Below are 20,978 nucleotides of genomic sequence, written 5' to 3'. Positions count from 1 at the left end.
GGCATTACCACGTCCAGCGCGACCGCAGGCGGTCGACCCAGCTCGCTGCCGGCATCGGCCGCAGCGGCGCACGCATGTGTTCGACAATGGATTTGCCCAAAGCGTGAAACGTATAACGCTCTTCGACAAGCACTTGCCCGTTGCGAGAGATCTCGTCGGCCAGCGCCGGGTTTTCACGCAACTGCGCCAGCTTTTCGCGAAGCTGAGGGATGTCGCGGTACAGAACGATGTTGTGCATGTCCACGAAACCCAGGGCGCGATTCTCTTCGGCGCCCTGATCGTAAGCAAGCAGCACACAACCGCAGGCCATGGCCTCGAAATTCTTGATCATGTATTCGCCCATGCCAACGTCGGCACTGACGAAAAAACGGATGCGGTTCAGGGTCTCGCAGTATTCCTCGCCGGACTTGGTGCGGGTGACCAGCAGGTTTTCCTGCTGCCCCAGTTCGTCGAGCAACGCCTTGCGGCCGCTATAGGCCACACTGTTGGTGCTGCCGACGAAGGCCAGTTCGATATCGCGCTCGCGGTGCTGCGCCTGCAGCAGGGTCTGGTCGTAGCCCTTGGGCACGAAGACTGCGTCGAAGCCCTCTGCACGCAGCCGTTCGCTGACCATGAAACCCGAGCACAGCACCCGTACCCACGGCAGTTTGCGGTAGTGCGCGCTGAACTTGCCGGTGTACTTGCAGGGAATGTAGTTCTGGTAGGCATCGTGTTCGAGGATGACCAGATTCGGGATGGTGCGAATGAAGCCTACCTGACGCACTTCCTGCTTGAAGCGCAGAAAGAAGACGATCCGGTCATAACGGGCCACATCAATCTCGCGGCGAAAGTAGCTGCGCAGGTTGCGCTGATCACTGGAATCCAGCCAGCGCACGTCGCACTCGCAGTTCGCGGCGATCCCGTCATAAAGACGATCCAGAATGGCACGCTGCTCTTTCTGAACCAGAAGTAGGACTTTCATTGTTTTCCTTGCAGTACTGCGCCTGCTAAATCAGAAATCACGGCTGCGCCAGAACAACTCGTGTCGTCGCACAGCCTTTCGGAAAAATTCGTTTTCGCCTTCCGCCGGCCAGCGGCGACCAGCCAGCAATCGCTGCAAGCCGCGACGCACGCGCCGCTTGAACGGCATCGGTGGCTGCAGGTCGTGCATCATGCCGAGCGCCATGGCTTTGTCTCGCTGGGTCGGAACCGGCAACTCGAGACTGTACGGCTCCAGATTCAATTGACCGTCGAACACCGGTGGCAGGCTGATACCGGTGTAGGCATCGCCCATCGGCCAGCGATCATTGTCATGCAGGTGATTGGCGTAACCGAGGATGACCTCCGGCTGCCACTCCAGCCCGGCGAGCGCCTCACGCACAGCGGCCTGCGCACAGATGTGGTCGGGGTGCGGATCAATGGCCGGGTGCGGCATTACCACCACCTGCGGTCTGGCCTTGAGAATCAGCGCACGCAGATCTTCCAGCAGATTGTTCCAGGTCGGCTGCCCATCATCGCCCGGCAATGGCATGGCATTGAACTGGCGAAACAGCCGGGTATCGATCAGATCCGCTTCGCGCGAGCCTACCGGCGTGTCCGGCGCGGCCTGCATGGCGGGCAGTTGCAGGCAGAAATAGCCCAACTGCACACACTGTGATTCCGGCACACCGCCCCAACGCGCCACGGCGACACTGTCCCAGGCGCGCAACCGGCCCTTCATGCGAGCAGCCTCGGCCGTGTCCAGGCCCATCTGCCGATAATGATCGGCTTCGATTTCGCCTGCCGTCAGGGTGACAATCCAGGCCTCTTTTGCCTGGCTATAGAGACCGAACGCCGCCAGCTCGGCATCATCGGCATGCGGCGCGATGATCATGACCCGCTGCTGACGCGCATCGGGCTGACGGAACACCCACAGGCGTGGCGGCCCGATCACTCGGCAGAAACGCCCGCGCACGCTCAACGTGCCTGCGGCCACCGACTCACCGAGTCCGGTCAGATTCAGGTAGCGCACACCGCAAACGCCGCGCTCGAACGCCTGCCGATCAGCGCTTTCCGAACCTTGCAGTTCAACGACCGGGTCCAGAAACCGTCCCAGCCAGCGGCTTTTGAGACTCACCGCCAGCACCAGCGTCTCGCCTCCCGTCAACAGCAGAGGCTCAGCAAGGGTCAAGCGTCCGTCTTCCAGGCGCACGCTGGCCACTTCATGTTCGGCAGCGAAGTTGTACTGGTAGTCCTCGGCGGGCGAATAGAACAGATGATCCGCGAACCAGGCTTCGTGAGCGATCCATGCCGCGATCGCAAGCACCGGCATCAGCCACCATGCCACCAACACGCCAAGGGCGATCAACAGCAACACGCCACCCACCAGCACCAGACGCTTGTTGCGACGATGGCGCTTGAGCAACTGCTGCTTGCGGCTCAAATCTGGAACACCGGCACTGGGTTGCACCAGCGATCCTTGTATTCACGGTCGGCGCGGCCGAACGAGAAACGCAGCGATTTGCCCAGCGCACGAGCGTCTTCCCAGGCGCTTTGGGTATTGACGAAGCTCAACACGCTGCCGGGGCTGAAATCACGGGTTTCAGGATCGACGCCGCCATTGACGTACTCGACGCTGACCCACTCAGGTGCCTCGACGCGGTACACCAACTGGATCGCGATCGGCGCATCGTTGAGGAACACCACTGAACCGATCAGCAGATCGCGCAACAACTCGATCACCTCGGCCTTGTGCGCAGCGCCCGTTGCCTCGAAGCCCCAGCGACGCTGGAATAACTGGCAGTACATGCTCGCCAGTTCGGCGCTGCTAAAGTCGCTGACCGGCCGGACCTTGCCGCCCGCCTCTTCCAGCAAACGCAGCTCGCGGCGCTGGTTGTAACGGAATTTCTTGGACAGCTCTTCAGGCGTGCGTGCCATCGCCAGGGATTCGGCCTGCGGCTTGAAGGTGCTGACACGCCCTTCGTTCAACGAAGAGACGTAACGTCCGCGATGCCGCACCGGCACCTGAGTGCCTTCGGCAATCGGCAGGATCAGTTCAGCGTTGCCCAGATCGAACAGACCTTTCTTGCCATGACGCTTGAGCTCGTCCTTGGACAACGCCAGCGAGCGACCCCAGGTTGCAATCGCCGCTTTGAGCTCGCCGTCCTGCTCCCAGCCCACATAACGCACGGCAATACCGGCAAAACGCGACAGGCGCTCGACCACCTGAGGATGAGTGGCCACGCTACCGCCAAATCGCTGCCACGCCTGCGCGTAGGCGGTTGCATCGATCTGGGTCCAGCCACGCTCACGCCAGCCTTGGAATCGGTTGAGCATCAGGACTCCGCAACCAGGCGGGTGACTTGCGGCAAGCGCCAGAAAACATTACGGACCGCATGATCGGAAAAACGCTCGCGCAGGCGCAGGAGCATTCGTTCGGCGCAGTCCTGACGCTGATCGGCGTTGAGACCGGCCAAGTGCATCAAGCCCTGAGCCAGACGCTGCTCGTCGCCCAGCGGAAACATAAGGCCAACATCTTCGACCACTTCACGTGCACCGCCACACGAGGTCGCGACGACAGGCACACCCGCGACCATCGCCTCCAGCAGCACCATGCCGAACGGTTCGTGATCCGAACTCAAGGCGAACACGTCGAATGCCTTGAAGTAACGGCGTGCGTCGGCGACCTGCCCCATGAACAGCACGTTAGCGCCGATGCCCAGTTCGCGCGCCAGCTCCTTGAGGCGTTCCTCGAGGCGACCTTTGCCGAGAATCACCAACTGGCTGTTCTCGGGCAGACTCGGCAACGCCAGGGCAAAACCGCGCAGCAGAGTGGCCTGATCCTTGTCGGGGTGCAGCCGACCGACGTTGCCGACGATCCAGGCCGAAGCCGACAACCCCAGCTCGGCGCGGGCGTCTTCGGCGGAAAACTGACTGCCTTGCAACTGCTCGATGTCGATACGGTTGTACAAGGTCTCGATACGCTCGGCAGGCCATGCGGACAGGCTTTTGCGCATGTCGTCGCGCACCGCGTCCGAGACGCCCAGCAGACTCAGGCGTTTGCGCAAAAGATTGGCGAACAGCTTGCGGCTGCGGCGTTGGTAGTCGCCAAACGCATGATGCACGCCGATCACCGGCAAACGGGTTGCCAACAGGGCGATATAAACCGGCTTGAAGCGATGCGCGATGCAGAAGGTGAAATGGCGCGACGCGACGATCTTGCGCAGTTCACGGATGGCACCCAGCTTAAGGCCACGAATGGCCTTCGAACTGTATTCCATGAACAGCACTTCATCCGAACCGCAGTCGGCCACCACATCAGGGTCGGCCGCTCCGGTCAGGAACACCGTGGTCACGCGATAGCCCTTGCCCGCAAACAGACTGGCGTATTGTCGTGCGCAGTCCAGAAACGGCCCGTCATAGCCGTGACAGAACTGCAGCACGTGACGTTCAGCCGAGCGTGTCATAGGTCTCCACACCCTCTTTGACCACCAGGATGTCTTCCATGATCAGGTACTCGAGGTCGGAGCCGAAGAACATGTTCAAGGCATCGGTCGGCGAGCAGATCATCGGTTCGCCACGGCGATTGAGCGAGGTGTTCAGCGATACACCGTTGCCGGTCAGGTTTTCCAGCGCCTTCATCATGTCGTAGTAGCGCGGGTTGTATTCACGCTTGAGAACCTGGGCACGTGAGGTGCCGTCTTCATGGACGACTTCCGGCACGCGGGTTTTCCACTCTTCAGCCACTTCGAAGGTGAAGGTCATGAAGGGTGCCGGGTGATCGATCTTGATCATCTGCGGCGCAACGGTGTCGAGCATCGACGGGCAGAAAGGCCTCCAGCGCTCGCGGAACTTGATCTGATGGTTGATGCGGTCTGCCACGCCGGTCACGCTCGGGCAACCGATGATCGAGCGTCCGCCAAGCGCACGCGGACCGAATTCCATGCGGCCCTGGAACCAGGCCACCGGGTTACCCTTGACCATGATCTCGGCGATCCGCTCAGGGGTATTCTCGATCTGACGCCACACCGGCTTGCTCGGATGACGGGCGCACGCGGCGATCACGTCTTCGTTGCTGTACGCAGGGCCGAGGTAGACGTGTTCCATCTTCTCGACCGGCACGCCGCGAGCGTGAGACACATAGGCAGCAGCACCGACCGCAGTGCCGGCATCGCCCGAAGCAGGCTGAACGAACAGTTCCTTGACCTCGGGACGCGCGATGATCCGCTGGTTCAGTTTGACGTTCAGCGCGCAGCCGCCAGCGAAGGCGATCTTGCCGGTTTCCTTGAGGATGTCACCCAGGTAGTGGTCCATCATCTGCAGCGCGAGCTTTTCGAACAGCGCCTGCATGCTGGCCGCGTAGTGGATGTACGGCTCGTCCGCAACGTCGCCGACACGCTTGGGGCCGAGCCATTCGATCAGTTTTGGCGAGAAGTAGAACCCCTTGCCGTTCTCTTTATAGCGACGCAGGCCAATGACGTTGGCCAGTTCGGTGTTGATGATCAATTCACCGTTCTCGAAAGTCGCCAGGCGCGAGAAGTCATATTTGCTGGCGTCGCCATACGGCGCCATGCCCATGACCTTGAACTCGCCGTCAAGCATTTCGAAACCGAGGAATTCGGTGATCGCGCCGTACAGGCCGCCCAGCGAATCCGGGTCGAAGAATTCCTTGATCTTGTGGATCTTGCCGTTTTCGCCATAGCCGAAGAAGGTCGTGGCGTACTCACCCTTGCCGTCAATGCCCATGATCGCGGTTTTCTCGGTGAAACCGGAGCAGTGGTAGGCGCTGGACGCGTGGGCCAGGTGATGCTCGACCGGCTCGATCTTGATCTTTTTCGGATCGAAGCCCAGTTGCTCAAGGCACCAGACAATCTTGTTGCGGTAGCGTTTGTAACGGCGATTGCCCATCAGCAGCGCATCGAGTGCGCGATCGGGGGCGTACCAGTAACGCTTGGCGTAATGCCAGCGCGCCTTGCCGAACAGGCTGATCGGTGCGAACGGAATGGCGACCACGTCAACGTCGGAAGGCTTGATGCCTGCCTGTTCCAGACAGAACTTCGCCGACTCGTAGGGCATGCGGTTCTTTGCGTGCTTGTCGCGAACGAAGCGCTCTTCTTCGGCCGCTGCGATCAGCTTGCCGTCGATATAGAGCGCCGCGGAAGGATCATGGCTAAGGGCGCCGGACAGGCCAAGGATCGTCAATGCCACTAGGGTCTAGCCTCTTTAGTCTGCGTTCAGGCGCAGCGCGCCCGGGAAAATGTGTGCCCCCGCACAGCGGGCTGGGGACAGCTAAAGGGCGGGATTATAGCGTAATGACCATGGATTTGGCTCGGGGGCTGAAATGTCGCGGACATGCGCTGCATATCTGCGTAGGAAAATTCGCCACGCTGGCATTCGATAACTATCTACCGCTGCTCTGAATCGCGAGTTTGATTGACTGGCCTCCATCGCCGCCGCCCTGGCGGTACCCACCAATCGCAAGCGCCCAGCGCTCGAATGAAAGCGAAATCAGATGCAGACAATTACTCCCGTCAACCCGACACCGACCGATACCTGGCCCACCGCTTCGGCGGCCCTTAAACGACTGGGCGAATCGGCCCAGCGCATGACCACCCGACTCGCGGCATTGCCCGCCGCTTCCAAAGACGGGCTCGAGGCCCTTCAAAGCCTGGACACCGAGCAGCGTGAACCGCAGATAGCCTCGCTGTTGCAACGTATCGATGCCTACTGGAATGCCCTCGACGACAGCAACCAAAGCCTGAGCGAACGCATCGCCGCCGATCTACGACAGGATCTGCACGATGAACTGTGCGTGAAAATCCATGAGCGCGATCTGGACACCGGCTACGCCGACTGGCTACCTGCCTCGCCCGATCAGTCGGCACCCGCGCTGACGCCGTTTTCTCTGCATGTGCAGCTTGCGGAGAACGAACGGGCCGAAGTCGCAGGCGCACTGATCCTGTCGCAGGATCAGCAACGCACGCTGCTGATCCTGCCCGGACTGGGCATCACAGGGTTCAGGTCTCACAGCGAACTGCGCGCCAGTCTCGCCGAATGGCTCAACGACCCGACCCTGCGAGACACGCTACTGAACAACGTTGCGCAGCAGGATCAGGACCGCTTCTCCACCATCATTGCCGACCCCGACCTGTATCTGGAACCGTTCTCGGCCGATGACCTGCAGCTTGTAGCGCTCAGCGGCGCGCCGCTCGCTTACGCTATCTCCCGGCAACTTCACAAACAACGCGACGATATTCGTCACGCCTGCACGCGACCGGTTGGCAACGACCGGCAGTTGCGCCTGACGCTGATTCAGCAAGCTATCGAAATGCGCGGCCTGCTCGGCCCGATGGCGATGCTTCAGTTGCGCGAACTGGCCGTCGTCGAACGCCGCTACCGCAAGAGCCTGCCCGACTGGATCAAGTTCGCAGGTCACGACGATCTGCGCACTTACACCGAACGCCTGCAAGCCTGTGAGCTGGCCCGCTCAGCGGTGATCAGCGCGCTGGGAGCGGCCGCTTCACCGGAGCAGTTCGCCGAGGCGCACCTGCGCCACCGCATGGCCAATGACCTGGGTTTCGTGCTGAACCCTCACGCGCTGACGGTGCAAACCCGACGCACCCTGCCTTCCAGCGGTGAAACCTACACCGTGACGCGCTCACTCGTGGAGTCGGCACTTTACGGCCTGCACCCCGGCGACCTGGACGACGGCTCTGCCTTCTTCGAGCGCACCACCCTGCATTTCGACGGCGCGCCACTGCAGGCCGATCATGCGTCGCTGACGCCGACCTACCTGGGACGACTGATCGATGAGCTTAATCTGCGTGCAGTGTTCGGTGACTATCAACGGACAGCCTACCAGCAGCCTCATAACCGGCAACTGATGCAGGTTCTGGTGCGCGCCCAGATAACGGCATTGGCCTGGGCCGCCAAAATGCAGGGCCACATCCAGGTCAGCGATTTCGATATCATTGAAAAACTGGGCGCAACAGACCCGAATACGTCCGACGCGCGAGTCCGCGTTCAGCAGATCAGGTTCGACCGTCACCTGCCGGGCAAGCTGCTGGTGTTTCGCAAGGAGACCGCGTCGGGACAACTGGATCGCCTGGTTTTGCTGGCAATGGATACGCCAACCGGCCAGAGCCTGAAAGCGTTCGATAATGAAAAGCAGCTGCGCCAGGAATTGATCGGCTGGTCCGCGTCGGACGCGCAATGTACGTACCTGCTCGAACAACTGGAAGTATCCACGCGCCCGGCGTTGCAACGTCAACTCGAGGTGCTCAGACTCAAACCCTATCCGCCTGCCGACTTCGTGCAACTCAACGACCTCGCCGACTTCGATAGCGGCTTGCGCGGCTTTATCAACGAACAGGTCCGCGTGGCGCTTTCCGAACAGGCACAACACACTCCGGGCTGGTATCTGCGCGCCACTGCGGCGCAACGCCAGGAACTGCTGGCTCTTGAGGACGGGATTGCCGGGGCGTTGCGCAATTACGAAGCCCGGTCCGACACCCGCGTGCAACCTTTCAGGGAGTACGTGCATCAGCGCGCCAGCGAGCAGATCGCCAGACTGCTGGGTGTACCGCCCGGGACTGTCGATCCCGACCACATCGTGATCACCAGCGCGCGCGAAACCATCAGCTACACCGACATGCTGCAGAATGGTTACGACAACGGCATCGACCTGACACGCCCCACCGCGGACCTCCAGGCAACATTCAGCGGCCCGCCAGGTGTGCACCTGAGTGCGCTGACGCCGATGGGTGTCGCAGGTTCGGTGCGCGGTAAATGGGTGGCGGATGATTACATTGCACATATAAGACGCACCCTGCTCAATGTCGAGGGCGAGGGTTATGCCTGGCGACGTCAGGCCAGCGTACTGATCACGCGCCTGCAAATGAGCGCCGCCGCACTGCGCAGCCTGCTCAAAGGGCATATCGACGCGCAACATTACGCCTGGCTGAAAAACTCGATCGACAACGCGCACCTGAACGATCCATCGACCCGCGAGACGTACCCGCTGTATCCGCTACAGGTGCACGTGGACAAACCCTTCATCGCCTCCCGCCTGGCAGGTATCGATGATCTGGTCATCCCCAGCACGCAACTGACACATGTGGAAACCGTGCAGGGCTGCATCGTGGTGCTGCCTACACAGATTCGCCAATCGGCGCTGCTTTACACGCCGCAGGCACCGGACGGCGTCGAGTTCCGCCTGTTCAGCGACTTCGTGCGCTCGCTGGATACTGCGGGCATGATCGATTACTACAAGGACCGTTGCCGTAGCAAAGCCCGCCGCATACTGTCGTTTTTCCTGCGCGACATGCAGCAAGGCAACGCCAGCAAGCCGCCGTTCATCCCGAAGGCGTTCATCGAAGATTTTGCCGACACCTGCTTCAACCAGCCCCTCGAACGCAGACTGCTCGATGTGGAAGAAACTACCACCGGCCGTAACGACATGTTGTCCGGGTTGATCTGGACCAGCGTCGAAATCATTGCCACCGTAGTGACCCTGCCTTTCCCGCCCGTCAGCTTCGCGGTCGGGGCCGTATTGTCGCTGTATGACACCGTGCGCGCCGTGCAAAGCCTGACCAAGGGCGACACTGAAAGCGCTGGCGCCTATGTGCTGTCATCACTGCTCAACGGGCTGGGTGCGGCAGGCGATCTGCATTCCGGTTTGAAGGGGTTCGGCAGTACGCTCCGCCAGACCCGGCAGCGCACGGTGCTCACCTCGGCGCTGAGTCCAGCCCCAAGCAGGTCGTCATTGCCACGCTACTCGGACCTTTTCCCGGCACGGCTGGATGACGAGACCTTCCTGCTCGGTAAACCGAACGCCAACGGCCATGCGCCGGTTTTCCGTGCAGTGAGCCCTGACTCACAGGCGGTGAGCACCACGGGGCAGTTCGCCAGCCAACGGACCGGCGGTACCTGGCGGCCATTGGCGCAGTCCACCGATCCAGTGTCAGGCACTTCCCTGAACGTGCCCGAGCAATGGGCGCTGAACCGCTCGCTGAGTGATATCCCCCGCGTCGAGAATGGTCATGCGAAAGGCGTCTGCCTGGTTGACGGCAGACATTGCATTGAACTGTCGGGCAAGACCTGGCAAGTCCAGTACGACGCACAGTTACGCTGCTGGCAGATCATCGACCCGGCCAATCCTTTTGCCTTCTTCGGCAAAAAACCGGTCGGTTTGAACGAGCAGGGCCAGTGGCAACTGATCGAGCGCCCACGTTTGCAAGGCGGCGGACTGGGTGATCGCTCACGTTATGAACTGTTGCCGGAGGATAACGCTGGGACTGAGGCCGCTACGATCAGCGACTATGAATTGCCCGCCAACCTGCGTCCCCGCATGGACGTCATCCTGAGCAACGAATCGTTCGATCCGACCGGGATGGGCATGGAAGCGTATTTCGAGGTCTATCTGACCGAAATGCGGCGCACCTTCGTAGACCTGCGAGAGAAACTCTATAAGGACGCCAATGCGTTTTTCGTAACGGCCCCACTGCCACCAAGACCGCAACTGCCTGCGCTGTCATCGCCAGCCGCCGTCGATACGCTGATCGAACAGATCTTTAGCCGCAGCAACGGCCTGGTATTGAGCGAGGCCCCCAAATCGGTAGCCAGCAAACGTCTGCTGATCCTCAACATGCCTCTATTGGCCGAACAACGGGTCGAAGTGCTCTACATCGAGCATCTGCTGACCGACAAGCATCTGCAAAAACTCGCCCGGTACCGACAGCTGGGCAAGCGAAGCCGCTCGGGCTCCCATGAACTGAAGCACTACCTGTCCGACGTCAACGACGGCGCCCTGAACAATGCCTGCGTCGATTACGACTATTACCACCTGATCAAGGCCGCCCATCGTTACGGTATCGAAGTGCGACCGTTCAGCTCGTCGATCAGCTATCCATTCAATGCTTACCCGGTAGCGCCTGCTGCGAACGATCCGTCAGGCACCCTGAAAATGAGCAACTTCTTCGGCCATACGTTGATCAGCGGCGATGTGGCGGCTGCGCCAGAGAAGCGCTGGATCGCGCTGTTGGACCAGAAGCTGGCGACCAGACATGACGAGTTGCCCGGCATCGCCGAACTGGAGGGCGCGATCAGCGTGCACGTCAGGGATATTCCGGCCGGACGCCCAACCAAGGTCATGAAAGGGACTGGCGGCCTGTCTGCGGGCGAATCCGCAGCACGCGCCGATTTCACGATTTCACTTTCCAACCCGTCACTGATCGTGCCGGAGCTTGAATTGCCTGCCAGTACGCTGATGGACGACGCACTGATCGGCGAACTGGGTCATGCCTCGGTCATTGCAGACGGCGAACGCTGGGCCGGCGATTACGGATTTGTCCGGGACGATGTCGATAAGTGGTTGCGTGTGGAGCCGGAAGACTGGAGCGCCAACGGCCCCATGAACGCCATTCAGCAATCTTTGGCCGATGCCACCTATGACATGCCACCGCAGACTCGAAGCAGCGTGCATCAACTGGCAAATTTCGAACACAAAGGACTCGATACCCGTTACCTGCTCGGGGACGACGCACTGAACAGGATCAGACAAGAGTTCGCCACACTCCGGCAAAGACTCCAGACCGACGCGCTGGCCGTGCGCAGCGCTTCATTGCCACAGCGACCGGTATTGCCTGCCGTTGCGCCGGAGATCAGCGGTGCCGAACTGCTCGAAACCCTGTATTCGCACACCGATGGCGTGGTGATCGGTGAGTCGCACTTCTCGATTTCCAGCAAAAAACTGATCATCGACAATTTGCAGTTGCTGTCGCGGCAGAACGTCAAGACGCTGTACATGGAGCACCTGCTGACCGACATTCATCAGGCGGACCTCGACCGTTTCTTCGAAACCGGCCAAATGAGCAAGACCCTGCTCCATGACCTGAAAAGGCTGGATCGCGGTCACCGCACCGATCCTGACAAGGTCTACACCTTCGAACGGCTGGTGATCAAGGCGCGCGAAGAAGGTCTGGAAGTGCGTGCCATCGACTGCGCGGTCAGCTATCACCTAAAAGGGATAGAACGGGAAACGTCGACCATGCGGCAGGAGATGATGAATTACTTCGCTTCGCGCACGATAAGCAAACACCAGGACGTGATGGGCTCGCACAAATGGATTGCTCTGGTTGGCAACAGCCACTCCAATACATTTCGGGACGTCGTGCCGGGCCTGGCGGAACTGCAAGGCGGTATCGGATTGCGGATTGTGGACGTTGCCCCCGGGCTGTCCAGAGGCGTAATGCCGGACCCGGGAGAGCCCGTGCTCATGGGGATGAACAGCAAGCAAATCCTGCTCAAGGGTGATTATCGAGTGGAAATGGAAGTGGCTATCTCGCCAAAAGCCATTCGGCCGCCGCAACCGCTGCCCATCGAACAGCAACTCGCCAGACCCGGACTGTTTATGGTCGAACAGAGCGAGGGCAACCTGCAGACCATCGTCCATCGCTCCCGCGACAGACAGATTCATCGAACGCCGGTGCTCATAAACGCCGAGGGCAAGCTGTACGTGGAGCGCACGACCTGGTCTTCCGTGCATGAGGTCGCCTTCGACAACATGGATGATCTGGTGGAAGCACTGGAGGAGCTGAACCTGACGCGAGTCGGCTGACATAACAGCCTGAGTCGGCGGTGAGTCGGCTCAGGCTTCTGTCAGTGTCGGCAAGCGCTGGTCCAGCAACTGGTGCAGCGCGCTGTGCGGCGGCCAATTGCGCATGAAACGCGCGCGGTCGCGGGCAAAGGCCGTCGCAAAGGAAGCCTGCGAACCGTGCTGCTGCATGGCATCCAGATCGATCAACGCCCAGCGATCCTCATGCCAGAACACATTGTGTCCTTTGAAATCGCCATGACTGATGCGCTCGCGGATCAACTGCGCAAACAGCCGGTCGAGGGCTGCGAGTTCGGCTTCGGGCGCGTCACCGGTTTCGACATAGGGCGCAAAGTGCTCGATGATGTCCGGCCCGGCCAAAAACCCGGTCACCAGATACGCCTTGCTGCGCATGCCCAGCACCCGTTCCTCACGCACCGCCAGCGGCTTGGGCGTGGCGATCTCCAGAAACGCCAGACGATTGGCCTCACGCCATGAATGCCAGGCGCGACTCGGACGCCAGAAGCGCTTGAGCCAGTGGCTGAAATTCTTGATGTTGTAGCGCTTGATGACCAATGGGCGGCCATTCACCTCGACCCGCCCGACACTGGCCGCGCCACCGGTCTTGTACAGATGCCCGCGATCCAGCAAAGCGTCGGCTTGATCCAGCACCGGCAACATCGCGGCCTCTTCTTCACGACGAATTGCCTGAAACACCGAGGCGTTGTCCTTGACGCTGAACAGGCTGCAATCGCGCCCGGTCTTGTCGAGAAAATCCTTCATACGCCAACTGCGTACCTTGTCGATCTGCTTCTGCAGCGCTTCCATCGGCAGGCCATGCTCGGCGTTGCTCAACAAGTAATGCACCAGCAGCTCTTCAGTGAACGGCTCGAAGGAACGGGGTAACTGGGCGAAGAACACACCCAGATTTTCCAGCACTTTCTGCCGGGACAATGGCTGCCCGGCCTGTTCGGCACGTATGCCCGCGCCGTCGATCATGTACAGCCGCCCGTCATGGCGCAGCAGGTTGTCCAGATGCAGGTCTTCCTGCCACAGCCCTTTGGCGTGCAGCAGGGCAATGGCCGATAATGCTTCGCCGAGTACCGTCTGCTGATCATCGGTCAGCGGCTCGTCATCCTGAACGGCAGCCCAGGCATCACCCAGACTCGGGGCCTTTTCGAGAAACTCGAACAGCAGCCAGCCACCTTCGCCATCCTGCAAGCCGTCGGCCAGCAGCAAAGGCGTGGTCACGCCCTGCTCGGCCAATAGCCGGACGCCCGTCAATTCTCGTTGAAAGTGCCGGGCAGCCTTGTTGCCGACCAGCAGTTTGGCCAACACCGTCCGGCCCCGCCAGACGCCCGCGCCCACATAGCGCTGACCGGGCAGAACGCGCAGCAGTGTCAGCAATTGCAATTCGGCAGCACCTGCGGCATCGGCCAGCGTGAGGCTCATTGGCAGCTCGGGGGTGCGCCCGGCGTTCTTGAGGTCAGACAAACGCATCAGCGGGTCTCTTTATGGTCACGGTGTTGAAGGTCACGCTTGTGCTGGCCCCGTTGCCCCAGACGCACACTCCAGGCATCGACCGGCTGACTGTCGGGGGCGGCTTGCAGATAGGCGGCCAGCAGTTCGCGCCGCTCGGCGTCTGTCCACATCCGCGCGCGACGCAACAGCGGCTCCAGATCCTTGACCCGATCACGTTTACCAAAGATCACCGGTCGGGTTTTTTCCAGGTCGATCAGTTGCGCCTGATAGCCTGCTTCGTCGGCTCGCAGAAAAATATGCTTGGGGTAGAAACAGCCATGAATCTGCCCGGCACCGTGCAGCGTGCGCGCCAGTCGGCCACAGGCCTGCAAAACCGCGCTACGCGCAGCGCCGCTCATGTCAGCCCAGCCCTGCAGCAGTTCGTCCAGATCGGTCCAGCCATCCAGCGCCCGCGTCATCAGAATAGCCCGACGCTCGCCATCGACTTTGCTCTCGCCATAAAACGCCGCCTGCAACGCAGGAATGCCCAGCTTCTGATAACGGCTAATGTTGCGAAATTCGCGGGAGAACGACGGCTCGCCGAAGGGGTGATGCAACGTATGGGTCAGGTAATTGCTCTGGCGCTTGAGGTAAAAACCCTGGCCGTCAAGGTCCAGTCGAAAAACGCTGCTCCAGCCGCCGCGGCCGGTGTTGGGCTCATCGACTGCCTCGAGCTGCACGTTCCACAGCGACTCGAAATCGGTCAGACCGTGGCGCTCCAGCAAGGGCTGATCGGCACTGGCAATAAAAACGCTCATTCGCGCCCCTCGAAAAAGCTGACGACATGACGGATACGCTTCTTGTCGGAGGCATTCAAGCGCGCCCGCTGACGGTATTGCAGGTAAAAGCGCAGCCGCTGGGTTGCGGACAGATGGTATTTGGCGACCTTGTCCAGGCACGCCAGGTCCTTGGTGATCCGGTAGCGCAGCATGAAGCTCCACCAGAACGCACCGTTGGGGCAATCGATGAAGAACAGCCGGGCCTGATCGTCCACCAGCAGGTTGCGCCACTTCAGATCGTTATGAGTGAAGTGGTTGTCATGCATGATGCGCGTGTAGGACGCCAACTGCCGGCTGATGCCATCCACCCAGGCCCGATCGCTCAACAGCCGATCCTTGCGCTGAGCCAGTGCCGACAGGTCTTCGGTGTTCGGCAGCTCTCGCGTGATCAGCGCGCCACGGTCGTAGGCCGCGCCATTGCGCTCCAGGCCCCAGGCCACGACTTCGGCGGTGGGAATGCCCCACTTGGCGAAACGCTTGAGGTTCTGCCACTCGGACTTGACCCTGGGCCGACCCAGATAGCGGCGCAAGCCTTTACCAGCACCCACATAGCGTTTGACGTAATAATTGACCCCGGCACGCTCGACACGTACCACTTCGGACAGCGGATCACGGGTCAGACGCTCGCCCTGCAAGGCGAACACCGCATCCAGATTGCCGAAGTCTTCAGCCAGAAACGCGTAGTCCGGCTCCAGGTTCCATCCTGCCATCAGAGCGCATCCCCGTATCGCAATTTGCGCTGATACAACTTGTCCGCCTTTTTATCCAGCCAGCCCAGCAGCTTCGCTTCCCTGGCCAGTATTTCGCGCAACGGCTTCTGAAAGTAGCCCTTGAGAAAGCGCAGTTTGTCGCGCCGGGTCAGGCCGATGTCCAGCGCCGAGAAATACAGCGCCGCCAGGTCCTTGTTACGCCAGCGCGGCGTGATTGCCCGGCGTGTCTGGGCGCGGTGCAGGTCGATCACCGACAGTTTGAAATCGTCGGCGGTGACCGGCTTGTCGGTGTGCAGCAGAAAATGGCAGATGTAGCAGTCGCGATGATTGACCCCGGCGCGGTGCATCATGCCGACCAGTCGGGCGACCTCGGCGATGTAAGCCCGCTTGAGCCGCGGCTCGGGTGGCTCGTTGCGCCAGTTGAGGCTGACGTCTTCCAGACTGGTGGTCGGCGCCAGCTCTTCGGTCACGATGAACGAATGCTGCGCGGCCGGATTGCTGCCGCGCTCGCCGTAGGCAACGGCGGTCATGGTCGGCACCCCAACTTCATGCAGCCGCTCGATGGCGTCCCACTCCTTGCCTGCGCCCAGCACCGGCAACTTGGCGGTCACCAGATTCTTGGCGATCTCGCCCCAGCCGATACCGCGGTGGATCTTCACGAAATAGCCGCGCCCGTCGACTTCGGTGCGCAGGGTCCGACGACCTTCGAGTTCGCGATACACCTCACCGCTCAGCGCCTCGACTTCGTCGAACGCATCGCGCCCGGCCCACAGGCGCTTGAACGGCTCAGCAAGGAACAGCTTCATCAATAGCGCTCCGCCAGAATCACATCCGCCGCGTGTTGCGGCATGCTGTACAGGTCCGCCGTGTCAGCGAACGCCAGGCCGTTTCGGCTCCAGTTGCTGCGCGCTGCATCGTCCTTGAGCATGTCTGCCAGATAACGATTGAGCTGCGCCTGCTCGAACGGTTCATCCAGCACCCGGCCGCAATCGGCTTCGGCAATGTAATGGGCATAGCCACACACCGCGCTGACCAGAACGGGCAAACCCGCCACCAGCGCTTCAAGCAGCACGGTGCCGGTATTTTCGTTGTAGGCCGGATGAATCAGAACGTCGGCGCCCATCAGGAAACGCGGGATATCGCTGCGGCCTTTCATAAAGGTCACTTGATCGCCCAGCCCCAATGCCGCGCTTTGCAGCTGGAATACTTTGGGGTCGTCCTGGCCGATTACAAACAGCTGCGTGCGCTTCTTCAGCTCGGCTGGCAGCGCGGCCAGCGCCTTGAGGCTGCGATCCACGCCTTTCGTCTTGAAACCGGAGCCGATCTGCACCAATAACAGGTCGTTGTCGCTCAAGCCGAATTCCTGTCGGAAACCTGAACGAATCTGCGGTGCGTCGGGTGGCGCACGGCGGTCCGGGGAAATGCCCGGCGGCAGCAGGTGAAACCGTGACAACGGGGTGTCGTAGTGCTTGATGAACAGCGGCTGCTGCACCTCGGAAATCATCAGGACCTGGGTCTTGGCGTCCTTGGCAAACACGGCTCGCTCGTAGTCCGCGAAATGGCGATAACGGCCCCATTTGCGATACAGCGGGCTGCGCAGATTCTGCGCTTTGTCTTCAAAGCAGCCGTCGGCGGCGTAATACACGTCCAGGCCCGGCATCTTGTTGAAGCCGATCACGCGATCCACCGGGCGCCTGGCCAGATCCGCTTCCATCCAGGCGCTGAGCTTTTCGTTGCGCCGATGGTTGAAGAACGCCTTGACCGGCGCGACCAGCACTTCGAAACCGGGCGGCACGTCGCCTTCCCAGATCAGGGTGTAGACGCGAATCTGGTGACCGCGACGCTGACACTCCAGCGCGATGCGCATGAAGTCACGTTGCAGTCCGCCAAACGGAAAGTATTTGTACAGCACGAAAGCCAGTTGCATCAGCCAGGTTCCTTTGCCAGCAACAGCGCGCCCAGTTGGCTCGCTACTCGCTCGGGATTCAGGCGAGTGAAGCACAGCGGCCACTCGCGTTTAAGGTCAAACCGGCGCTGATCGTCAGCGGTCGGCTGGTAGGTGCATTTCTTTTGCAGGCACGGCGCACAGCTCGGGTAATCGCTGGCCAGGTGCACCTGCGATTTGCCGTATGCCCCGGTCAAAACCGGATTGGTCGGCCCGAACAGCGACACGGTCGGCACATCCAGCGCTGCGGCCAGATGACCGATGCCAGTGTCCACTGCCACACAGGCCTGAGCCTGGGCCAATACCCGCGCCACGCCCGCCAGATTCAGACGGGGCAACACTTGCGCGGCCTCCAATCCGTCGGCAATCCGCTCGGCGCGGGCCTTTTCCGCGGGATTGCCCCACGGCAAGCGCACTTGCAGACCGCGAGCCGCCATCAATTCGGCCAACTGTCGCCAGTACAGTTCGGGCCAGTGTTTGGTGTCCCACGTGGTGCCGTGCAGGAACAGGACAAAAGGTGCCTGAGACGTTTCATCGGCAACCGTCAGTTTATTCAGCCCGTACTCGCCGATCCCGGAGGGCACCGGGTAGCCCAGCGCCTGTGCAAATAACTGGCGCAAACGCTCGACCGCATGCTGCCCGCGCGGCACAGGATAATTCTTGTCATAGAAACGGCTGGCAACCGGTTCGCGCGCCGAGTCACGGCCCAGACCGGCAACGGGGGCGTCCACATAACGGGTCAGCCAGGCGCTCTTGAACAGTCCTTGAGCGTCGATCACCAGGTCATAACGCTGCTCGCGCAGACGCGCCTTGAACCCGCGCCACTCGCCGTTTCTGAATGTCTGCCAGAGGTTCTTGCGCCAGCGGCGAATCGCCACCGGGATCACCTTGTCGACCGCCGGGTGCCAAGCGGGAATCTCTGCGAAACCTTCCTCGACCACCCAGTCGAAGCGGATGCCGGGCAACGCCCGGGCGGCATCGGTCAGCGCGGGCAAGGCGTGGATCACGTCGCCCAGTGAAGAGGTCTTGATCAGCAGTACCCGCAAAATCAGAGAACCTCTACCGGGGTGCTGTCCAGACGGCCCAGCGCCTGGATCACCGCGCCCGGCTCGAGCAGACGCATGCAGTTGTAATGACCGAAACGGCAAGTGCGGTCAAAGCACGGGCTGCACTCGATGCCCAACCGGACAATCTCCACTTCGTCGGCCAAAGGCGGCGTAAAGCCCGGCGATGTCGAGCCATACACAGCAACCAGCGGGCGGTTCAGCGCAGCCGCGACGTGCATCAGGCCGGAATCGTTGGACACCACCGAATCGGCACAGGACAGCAGGTCGATGGCTTCGGCCAGTGAAGTCTGCCCACTGAGGTTCACCGACTCTTCGCGCAGGCCCGGAATCAGGTTTTCGCGAATCGTCTCGCCGACCGGGTGATCCTTCTGCGAGCCGAACAGCCAGACCTGCCAGCCTTCGCGGATTCGGGCGTCGGCGACCTGAGCGTAATGCTCGGCCGGCCAGCGCTTGGACTCGCCGAACTCGGCACCCGGACACAGCGCCAGCACCGGGCGGTCCAGGGTCAGGCCAAACTTGGCCAGTGCCGCATCACGGGTTGCGGCGTCGATCTGCAGGCTTGGCTTGGGATAAGGCCGCGGCAACTCTGCGCCCTTGTCGTAGGCCAGCGCCATGAAGCGCTCGATCATCAGCGGATAGCGTTCTTTATCCAGCGTGCGCACATCGTTGAGCAGGCCATAGCGGAATTCGCCACGCCAGCCGGTGCGTTTCTTGATGCCGGCGAAGAACGGCACCAGCGCGGACTTGAGCGAGTTGGGCAGCAGAATCGCCTGATCGTACTGGCCAGCCAGCGACTTGCCGATACGGCGGCGGGTCGCCAGCTCGAGGGCACCGTGGCCGAGCGGGAAGCTGAGCGCGGCGCGCACTTCAGGCATGCGCTCCAGCAGCGGACGACTCCATTCGGGCGCCAGTACATCGATCTGGCACTTGGGATGACGCTGTTTCAGGCACTGGAACAGCGTTTGCGCCATCACCATGTCACCGACCCAGCTAGGCCCAACGATCAGAATATTCATGTTTTATCCAAAAACGACCGGAAACGATCAGGGAGGCCGATCAGACTGCGTGACATGCCCACACAACCTGTCGCCTCCCTGTCATAGCTTTATATAGTGTTACCTGAAACAGACAGGGTCGCCGCCGACTCAGCTCAACCCCATCTGCGCCCAGATCCGCATCACTTCACGCCGTTCGGAATGAAACTGATCGCCGCTGACCACGCCCGCTTGTTTCTGCAAGGCCTGGCGGTGAGCCGCCGAGCGGTACGCCTTGTAGGCCTCGCGCAACAGGCTGGCATCGGCGTCGGACAACAACCCGGCTTCTTCCAGCCCTTCGAGAATACGAATGTTATCGGTGTAGCGCAGCAGCCCCGGATGCTCTCTGGACCACGCCAAGGCCGCGTATTGCACCATAAATTCGATATCGACGATACCACCGGCGTCCTGCTTGAGGTCGAACGGCATGGAGGACTCGAAGGCATTGGCCGCCCTGCCCGCCGCGGTCAGACGAGTGCCGAGGTTGTCGCGCATCTTGGCGCGCATGTCGCTGACTTCGGCGCGCAGCTTGTCCAGATCACGCTCGCGGCCCAGCACCTCGGCCCGTACCTTTTCGAACTCATGACCCACATCAGCGCTGCCGGTCAGCACCCGGGCGCGGACCAACGCCTGGTGCTCCCAGGTCCAGGCCTCCTTGTCCTGATAACGCGAAAACGCTCCGAGCGAGCTGACCAACAAGCCTGACGCGCCGGACGGACGCAAGCGCATATCGACTTCATACAACTGCCCGGAGTTGGTCTGGGTAGTCAGCAGATGGATAATCCGCTGCCCCAGCCGGGTAAAAAACTGCGCGCTGTCGATAGGTTTGGCACCATCGGTTTCAGCCTGCAGATCGCCGTCATGAATGAACACCAGGTCCAGGTCCGAGCCGTGACCCAGCTCGATGCCGCCCACTTTGCCGTAGCCGACGATCACGAAACCCGGATCGCACAGCGTGCCGTCCGCACGAGTCGGCGTACCGTGCCGCGCCACGCTGTAACGCCAGGCCAGTGCCAGCACCTGTTCGAGAATAGCCTCGGCCAGCCAGGTCAGGTAATCGCTGACCTTCATCAGCGGCAGACTGCCGGTGATTTCGGAGGCTGCCACGCGCAGGCTGTGAGCCAGCTTGAAATGCCGCAAGGCCTCCATCTGCTGCTCGAGGTCGTCCTCGGGTATACGGATCAGCCGCTCGCGCAGCTCGGCCGCCAGTTCCGGAGCCAGAGGCGGGTTGAACAGGCGCCCTTCGTTGAGCCATTCATCAAGCCGAAGCGGGAAGCGGGCCATCTGCTCGGCAATCCCCGGACTTGCCGCGCACAGTGTCAAAAAGCGGGCCAGCGCGCCGGGGTTTTCCTGGGGGAGCACCAGATAAGCC

At 61.2% G+C, this 20,978-nt stretch carries 14 protein-coding genes; 1 reads left to right on the top strand and 13 read right to left on the bottom strand.

The window, feature by feature from the left end; genetic code table 11:
* Positions 1–4: 4 nt before the first annotated feature.
* The 5 genes from BZK31_RS16935 to BZK31_RS16915 are packed head-to-tail and all read right to left on the bottom strand — an operon-like array spanning position 5 to position 6,165.
* Positions 5–961 carry a glycosyltransferase family protein gene (locus BZK31_RS16935; RefSeq protein ID WP_083184108.1) on the bottom strand — a complete coding sequence of 319 codons (957 nt, stop codon included), beginning with the start codon at positions 959–961 and terminating at the stop codon, positions 5–7.
* Positions 962–991: 30 nt separating this feature from the next.
* On the bottom strand, positions 992–2,401 hold the full coding sequence (locus tag BZK31_RS16930) for a PIG-L deacetylase family protein (protein ID WP_083184107.1): 1,410 nt from the start codon (positions 2,399–2,401) through the stop codon (positions 992–994).
* On the bottom strand, positions 2,398–3,294 hold the full coding sequence (locus tag BZK31_RS16925; RefSeq protein ID WP_083184106.1) for an antimicrobial resistance protein Mig-14: 897 nt from the start codon (positions 3,292–3,294) through the stop codon (positions 2,398–2,400). The genes BZK31_RS16930 and BZK31_RS16925 overlap by 4 nt, the downstream gene beginning before the upstream one ends.
* The gene (locus BZK31_RS16920) at positions 3,294–4,424 is read right to left on the bottom strand and encodes a glycosyltransferase (protein WP_083184105.1); all 1,131 of its coding nucleotides are present in this window, start codon (positions 4,422–4,424) and stop codon (positions 3,294–3,296) included. Before BZK31_RS16920 ends, BZK31_RS16925 begins: the two co-directional genes overlap by 1 nt.
* A complete protein-coding gene (locus BZK31_RS16915) occupies positions 4,408–6,165 on the bottom strand; it encodes a carbamoyltransferase family protein (RefSeq protein ID WP_083184104.1) in 1,758 nt (585 codons plus the stop codon). The genes BZK31_RS16920 and BZK31_RS16915 overlap by 17 nt, the downstream gene beginning before the upstream one ends.
* Before the next feature lie 304 nt (positions 6,166–6,469).
* Here BZK31_RS16915 and BZK31_RS16910 point away from each other — a divergent pair, with 304 nt between their 5' ends.
* Complete coding sequence (locus BZK31_RS16910; protein ID WP_083184103.1) at positions 6,470–12,574, top strand: membrane-targeted effector domain-containing toxin; 6,105 nt, start codon at positions 6,470–6,472, stop codon at positions 12,572–12,574.
* 30 nt (positions 12,575–12,604) lie between these two features.
* Here the strand turns inward: BZK31_RS16910 and BZK31_RS16905 are convergent, their stop codons facing one another.
* From BZK31_RS16905 to glnE, 8 genes are all read right to left on the bottom strand, one after another.
* On the bottom strand, positions 12,605–14,050 hold the full coding sequence (locus BZK31_RS16905) for a lipopolysaccharide kinase InaA family protein (protein ID WP_083184102.1): 1,446 nt from the start codon (positions 14,048–14,050) through the stop codon (positions 12,605–12,607).
* Positions 14,050–14,829 (bottom strand): lipopolysaccharide kinase InaA family protein, encoded by a 780-nt coding sequence (locus tag BZK31_RS16900; protein ID WP_083184101.1) that lies wholly within the window; start codon positions 14,827–14,829, stop codon positions 14,050–14,052. Before BZK31_RS16900 ends, BZK31_RS16905 begins: the two co-directional genes overlap by 1 nt.
* Positions 14,826–15,560, bottom strand: coding sequence for a lipopolysaccharide kinase InaA family protein (locus tag BZK31_RS16895; protein WP_083184100.1), 735 nt, complete (start codon positions 15,558–15,560; stop codon positions 14,826–14,828). The genes BZK31_RS16900 and BZK31_RS16895 overlap by 4 nt, the downstream gene beginning before the upstream one ends.
* Positions 15,560–16,366 carry a lipopolysaccharide core heptose(I) kinase RfaP gene (gene rfaP, locus BZK31_RS16890; protein WP_083184099.1) on the bottom strand — a complete coding sequence of 269 codons (807 nt, stop codon included), beginning with the start codon at positions 16,364–16,366 and terminating at the stop codon, positions 15,560–15,562. The genes BZK31_RS16895 and rfaP overlap by 1 nt, the downstream gene beginning before the upstream one ends.
* A complete protein-coding gene (locus tag BZK31_RS16885; protein WP_083184098.1) occupies positions 16,366–17,487 on the bottom strand; it encodes a glycosyltransferase family 4 protein in 1,122 nt (373 codons plus the stop codon). The genes rfaP and BZK31_RS16885 overlap by 1 nt, the downstream gene beginning before the upstream one ends.
* Positions 17,487–18,551, bottom strand: coding sequence for a lipopolysaccharide heptosyltransferase I (gene waaC, locus BZK31_RS16880; RefSeq protein WP_083184097.1), 1,065 nt, complete (start codon positions 18,549–18,551; stop codon positions 17,487–17,489). The genes BZK31_RS16885 and waaC overlap by 1 nt, the downstream gene beginning before the upstream one ends.
* A 2-nt stretch (positions 18,552–18,553) precedes the next feature.
* Positions 18,554–19,588: a lipopolysaccharide heptosyltransferase II gene (gene waaF, locus BZK31_RS16875; protein WP_083184096.1), complete on the bottom strand. Its 1,035-nt coding sequence runs from the start codon at positions 19,586–19,588 to the stop codon at positions 18,554–18,556.
* Positions 19,589–19,717: 129 nt separating this feature from the next.
* Positions 19,718–20,978, bottom strand: a 1,261-nt coding sequence (glnE, locus tag BZK31_RS16870) for a bifunctional [glutamate--ammonia ligase]-adenylyl-L-tyrosine phosphorylase/[glutamate--ammonia-ligase] adenylyltransferase (RefSeq protein WP_083184095.1), incomplete at its 5' end; no start/stop codon positions are given.

It is taken from the genome of Pseudomonas floridensis (assembly GCF_002087235.1).
In the GTDB taxonomy this organism is placed as follows: domain Bacteria; phylum Pseudomonadota; class Gammaproteobacteria; order Pseudomonadales; family Pseudomonadaceae; genus Aquipseudomonas; species Aquipseudomonas floridensis.
The sequence above is the reverse complement of the archived record's forward strand: the minus strand, read 5'-3'. Positions and strand labels throughout refer to the sequence as shown.

What these genes read in the sequence shown, in the direction of transcription:
- rfaP (WP_083184099.1), bottom strand. Translation starts at nt 16,366, where the DNA reads ATGAAGCTGTTCCTTGCTGAGCCGTTCAAGCGCCTGTGGGCCGGGCGC.
- BZK31_RS16920 (WP_083184105.1), bottom strand. Translation starts at nt 4,424, where the DNA reads ATGACACGCTCGGCTGAACGTCACGTGCTGCAGTTCTGTCACGGCTAT.
- BZK31_RS16935 (WP_083184108.1), bottom strand. Translation starts at nt 961, where the DNA reads ATGAAAGTCCTACTTCTGGTTCAGAAAGAGCAGCGTGCCATTCTGGAT.
- BZK31_RS16885 (WP_083184098.1), bottom strand. Translation starts at nt 17,487, where the DNA reads ATGCAACTGGCTTTCGTGCTGTACAAATACTTTCCGTTTGGCGGACTG.
- BZK31_RS16900 (WP_083184101.1), bottom strand. Translation starts at nt 14,829, where the DNA reads ATGAGCGTTTTTATTGCCAGTGCCGATCAGCCCTTGCTGGAGCGCCAC.
- BZK31_RS16910 (WP_083184103.1), top strand. Translation starts at nt 6,470, where the DNA reads ATGCAGACAATTACTCCCGTCAACCCGACACCGACCGATACCTGGCCC.
- BZK31_RS16905 (WP_083184102.1), bottom strand. Translation starts at nt 14,050, where the DNA reads ATGCGTTTGTCTGACCTCAAGAACGCCGGGCGCACCCCCGAGCTGCCA.
- BZK31_RS16925 (WP_083184106.1), bottom strand. Translation starts at nt 3,294, where the DNA reads ATGCTCAACCGATTCCAAGGCTGGCGTGAGCGTGGCTGGACCCAGATC.
- BZK31_RS16895 (WP_083184100.1), bottom strand. Translation starts at nt 15,560, where the DNA reads ATGGCAGGATGGAACCTGGAGCCGGACTACGCGTTTCTGGCTGAAGAC.
- waaF (WP_083184096.1), bottom strand. Translation starts at nt 19,588, where the DNA reads ATGAATATTCTGATCGTTGGGCCTAGCTGGGTCGGTGACATGGTGATG.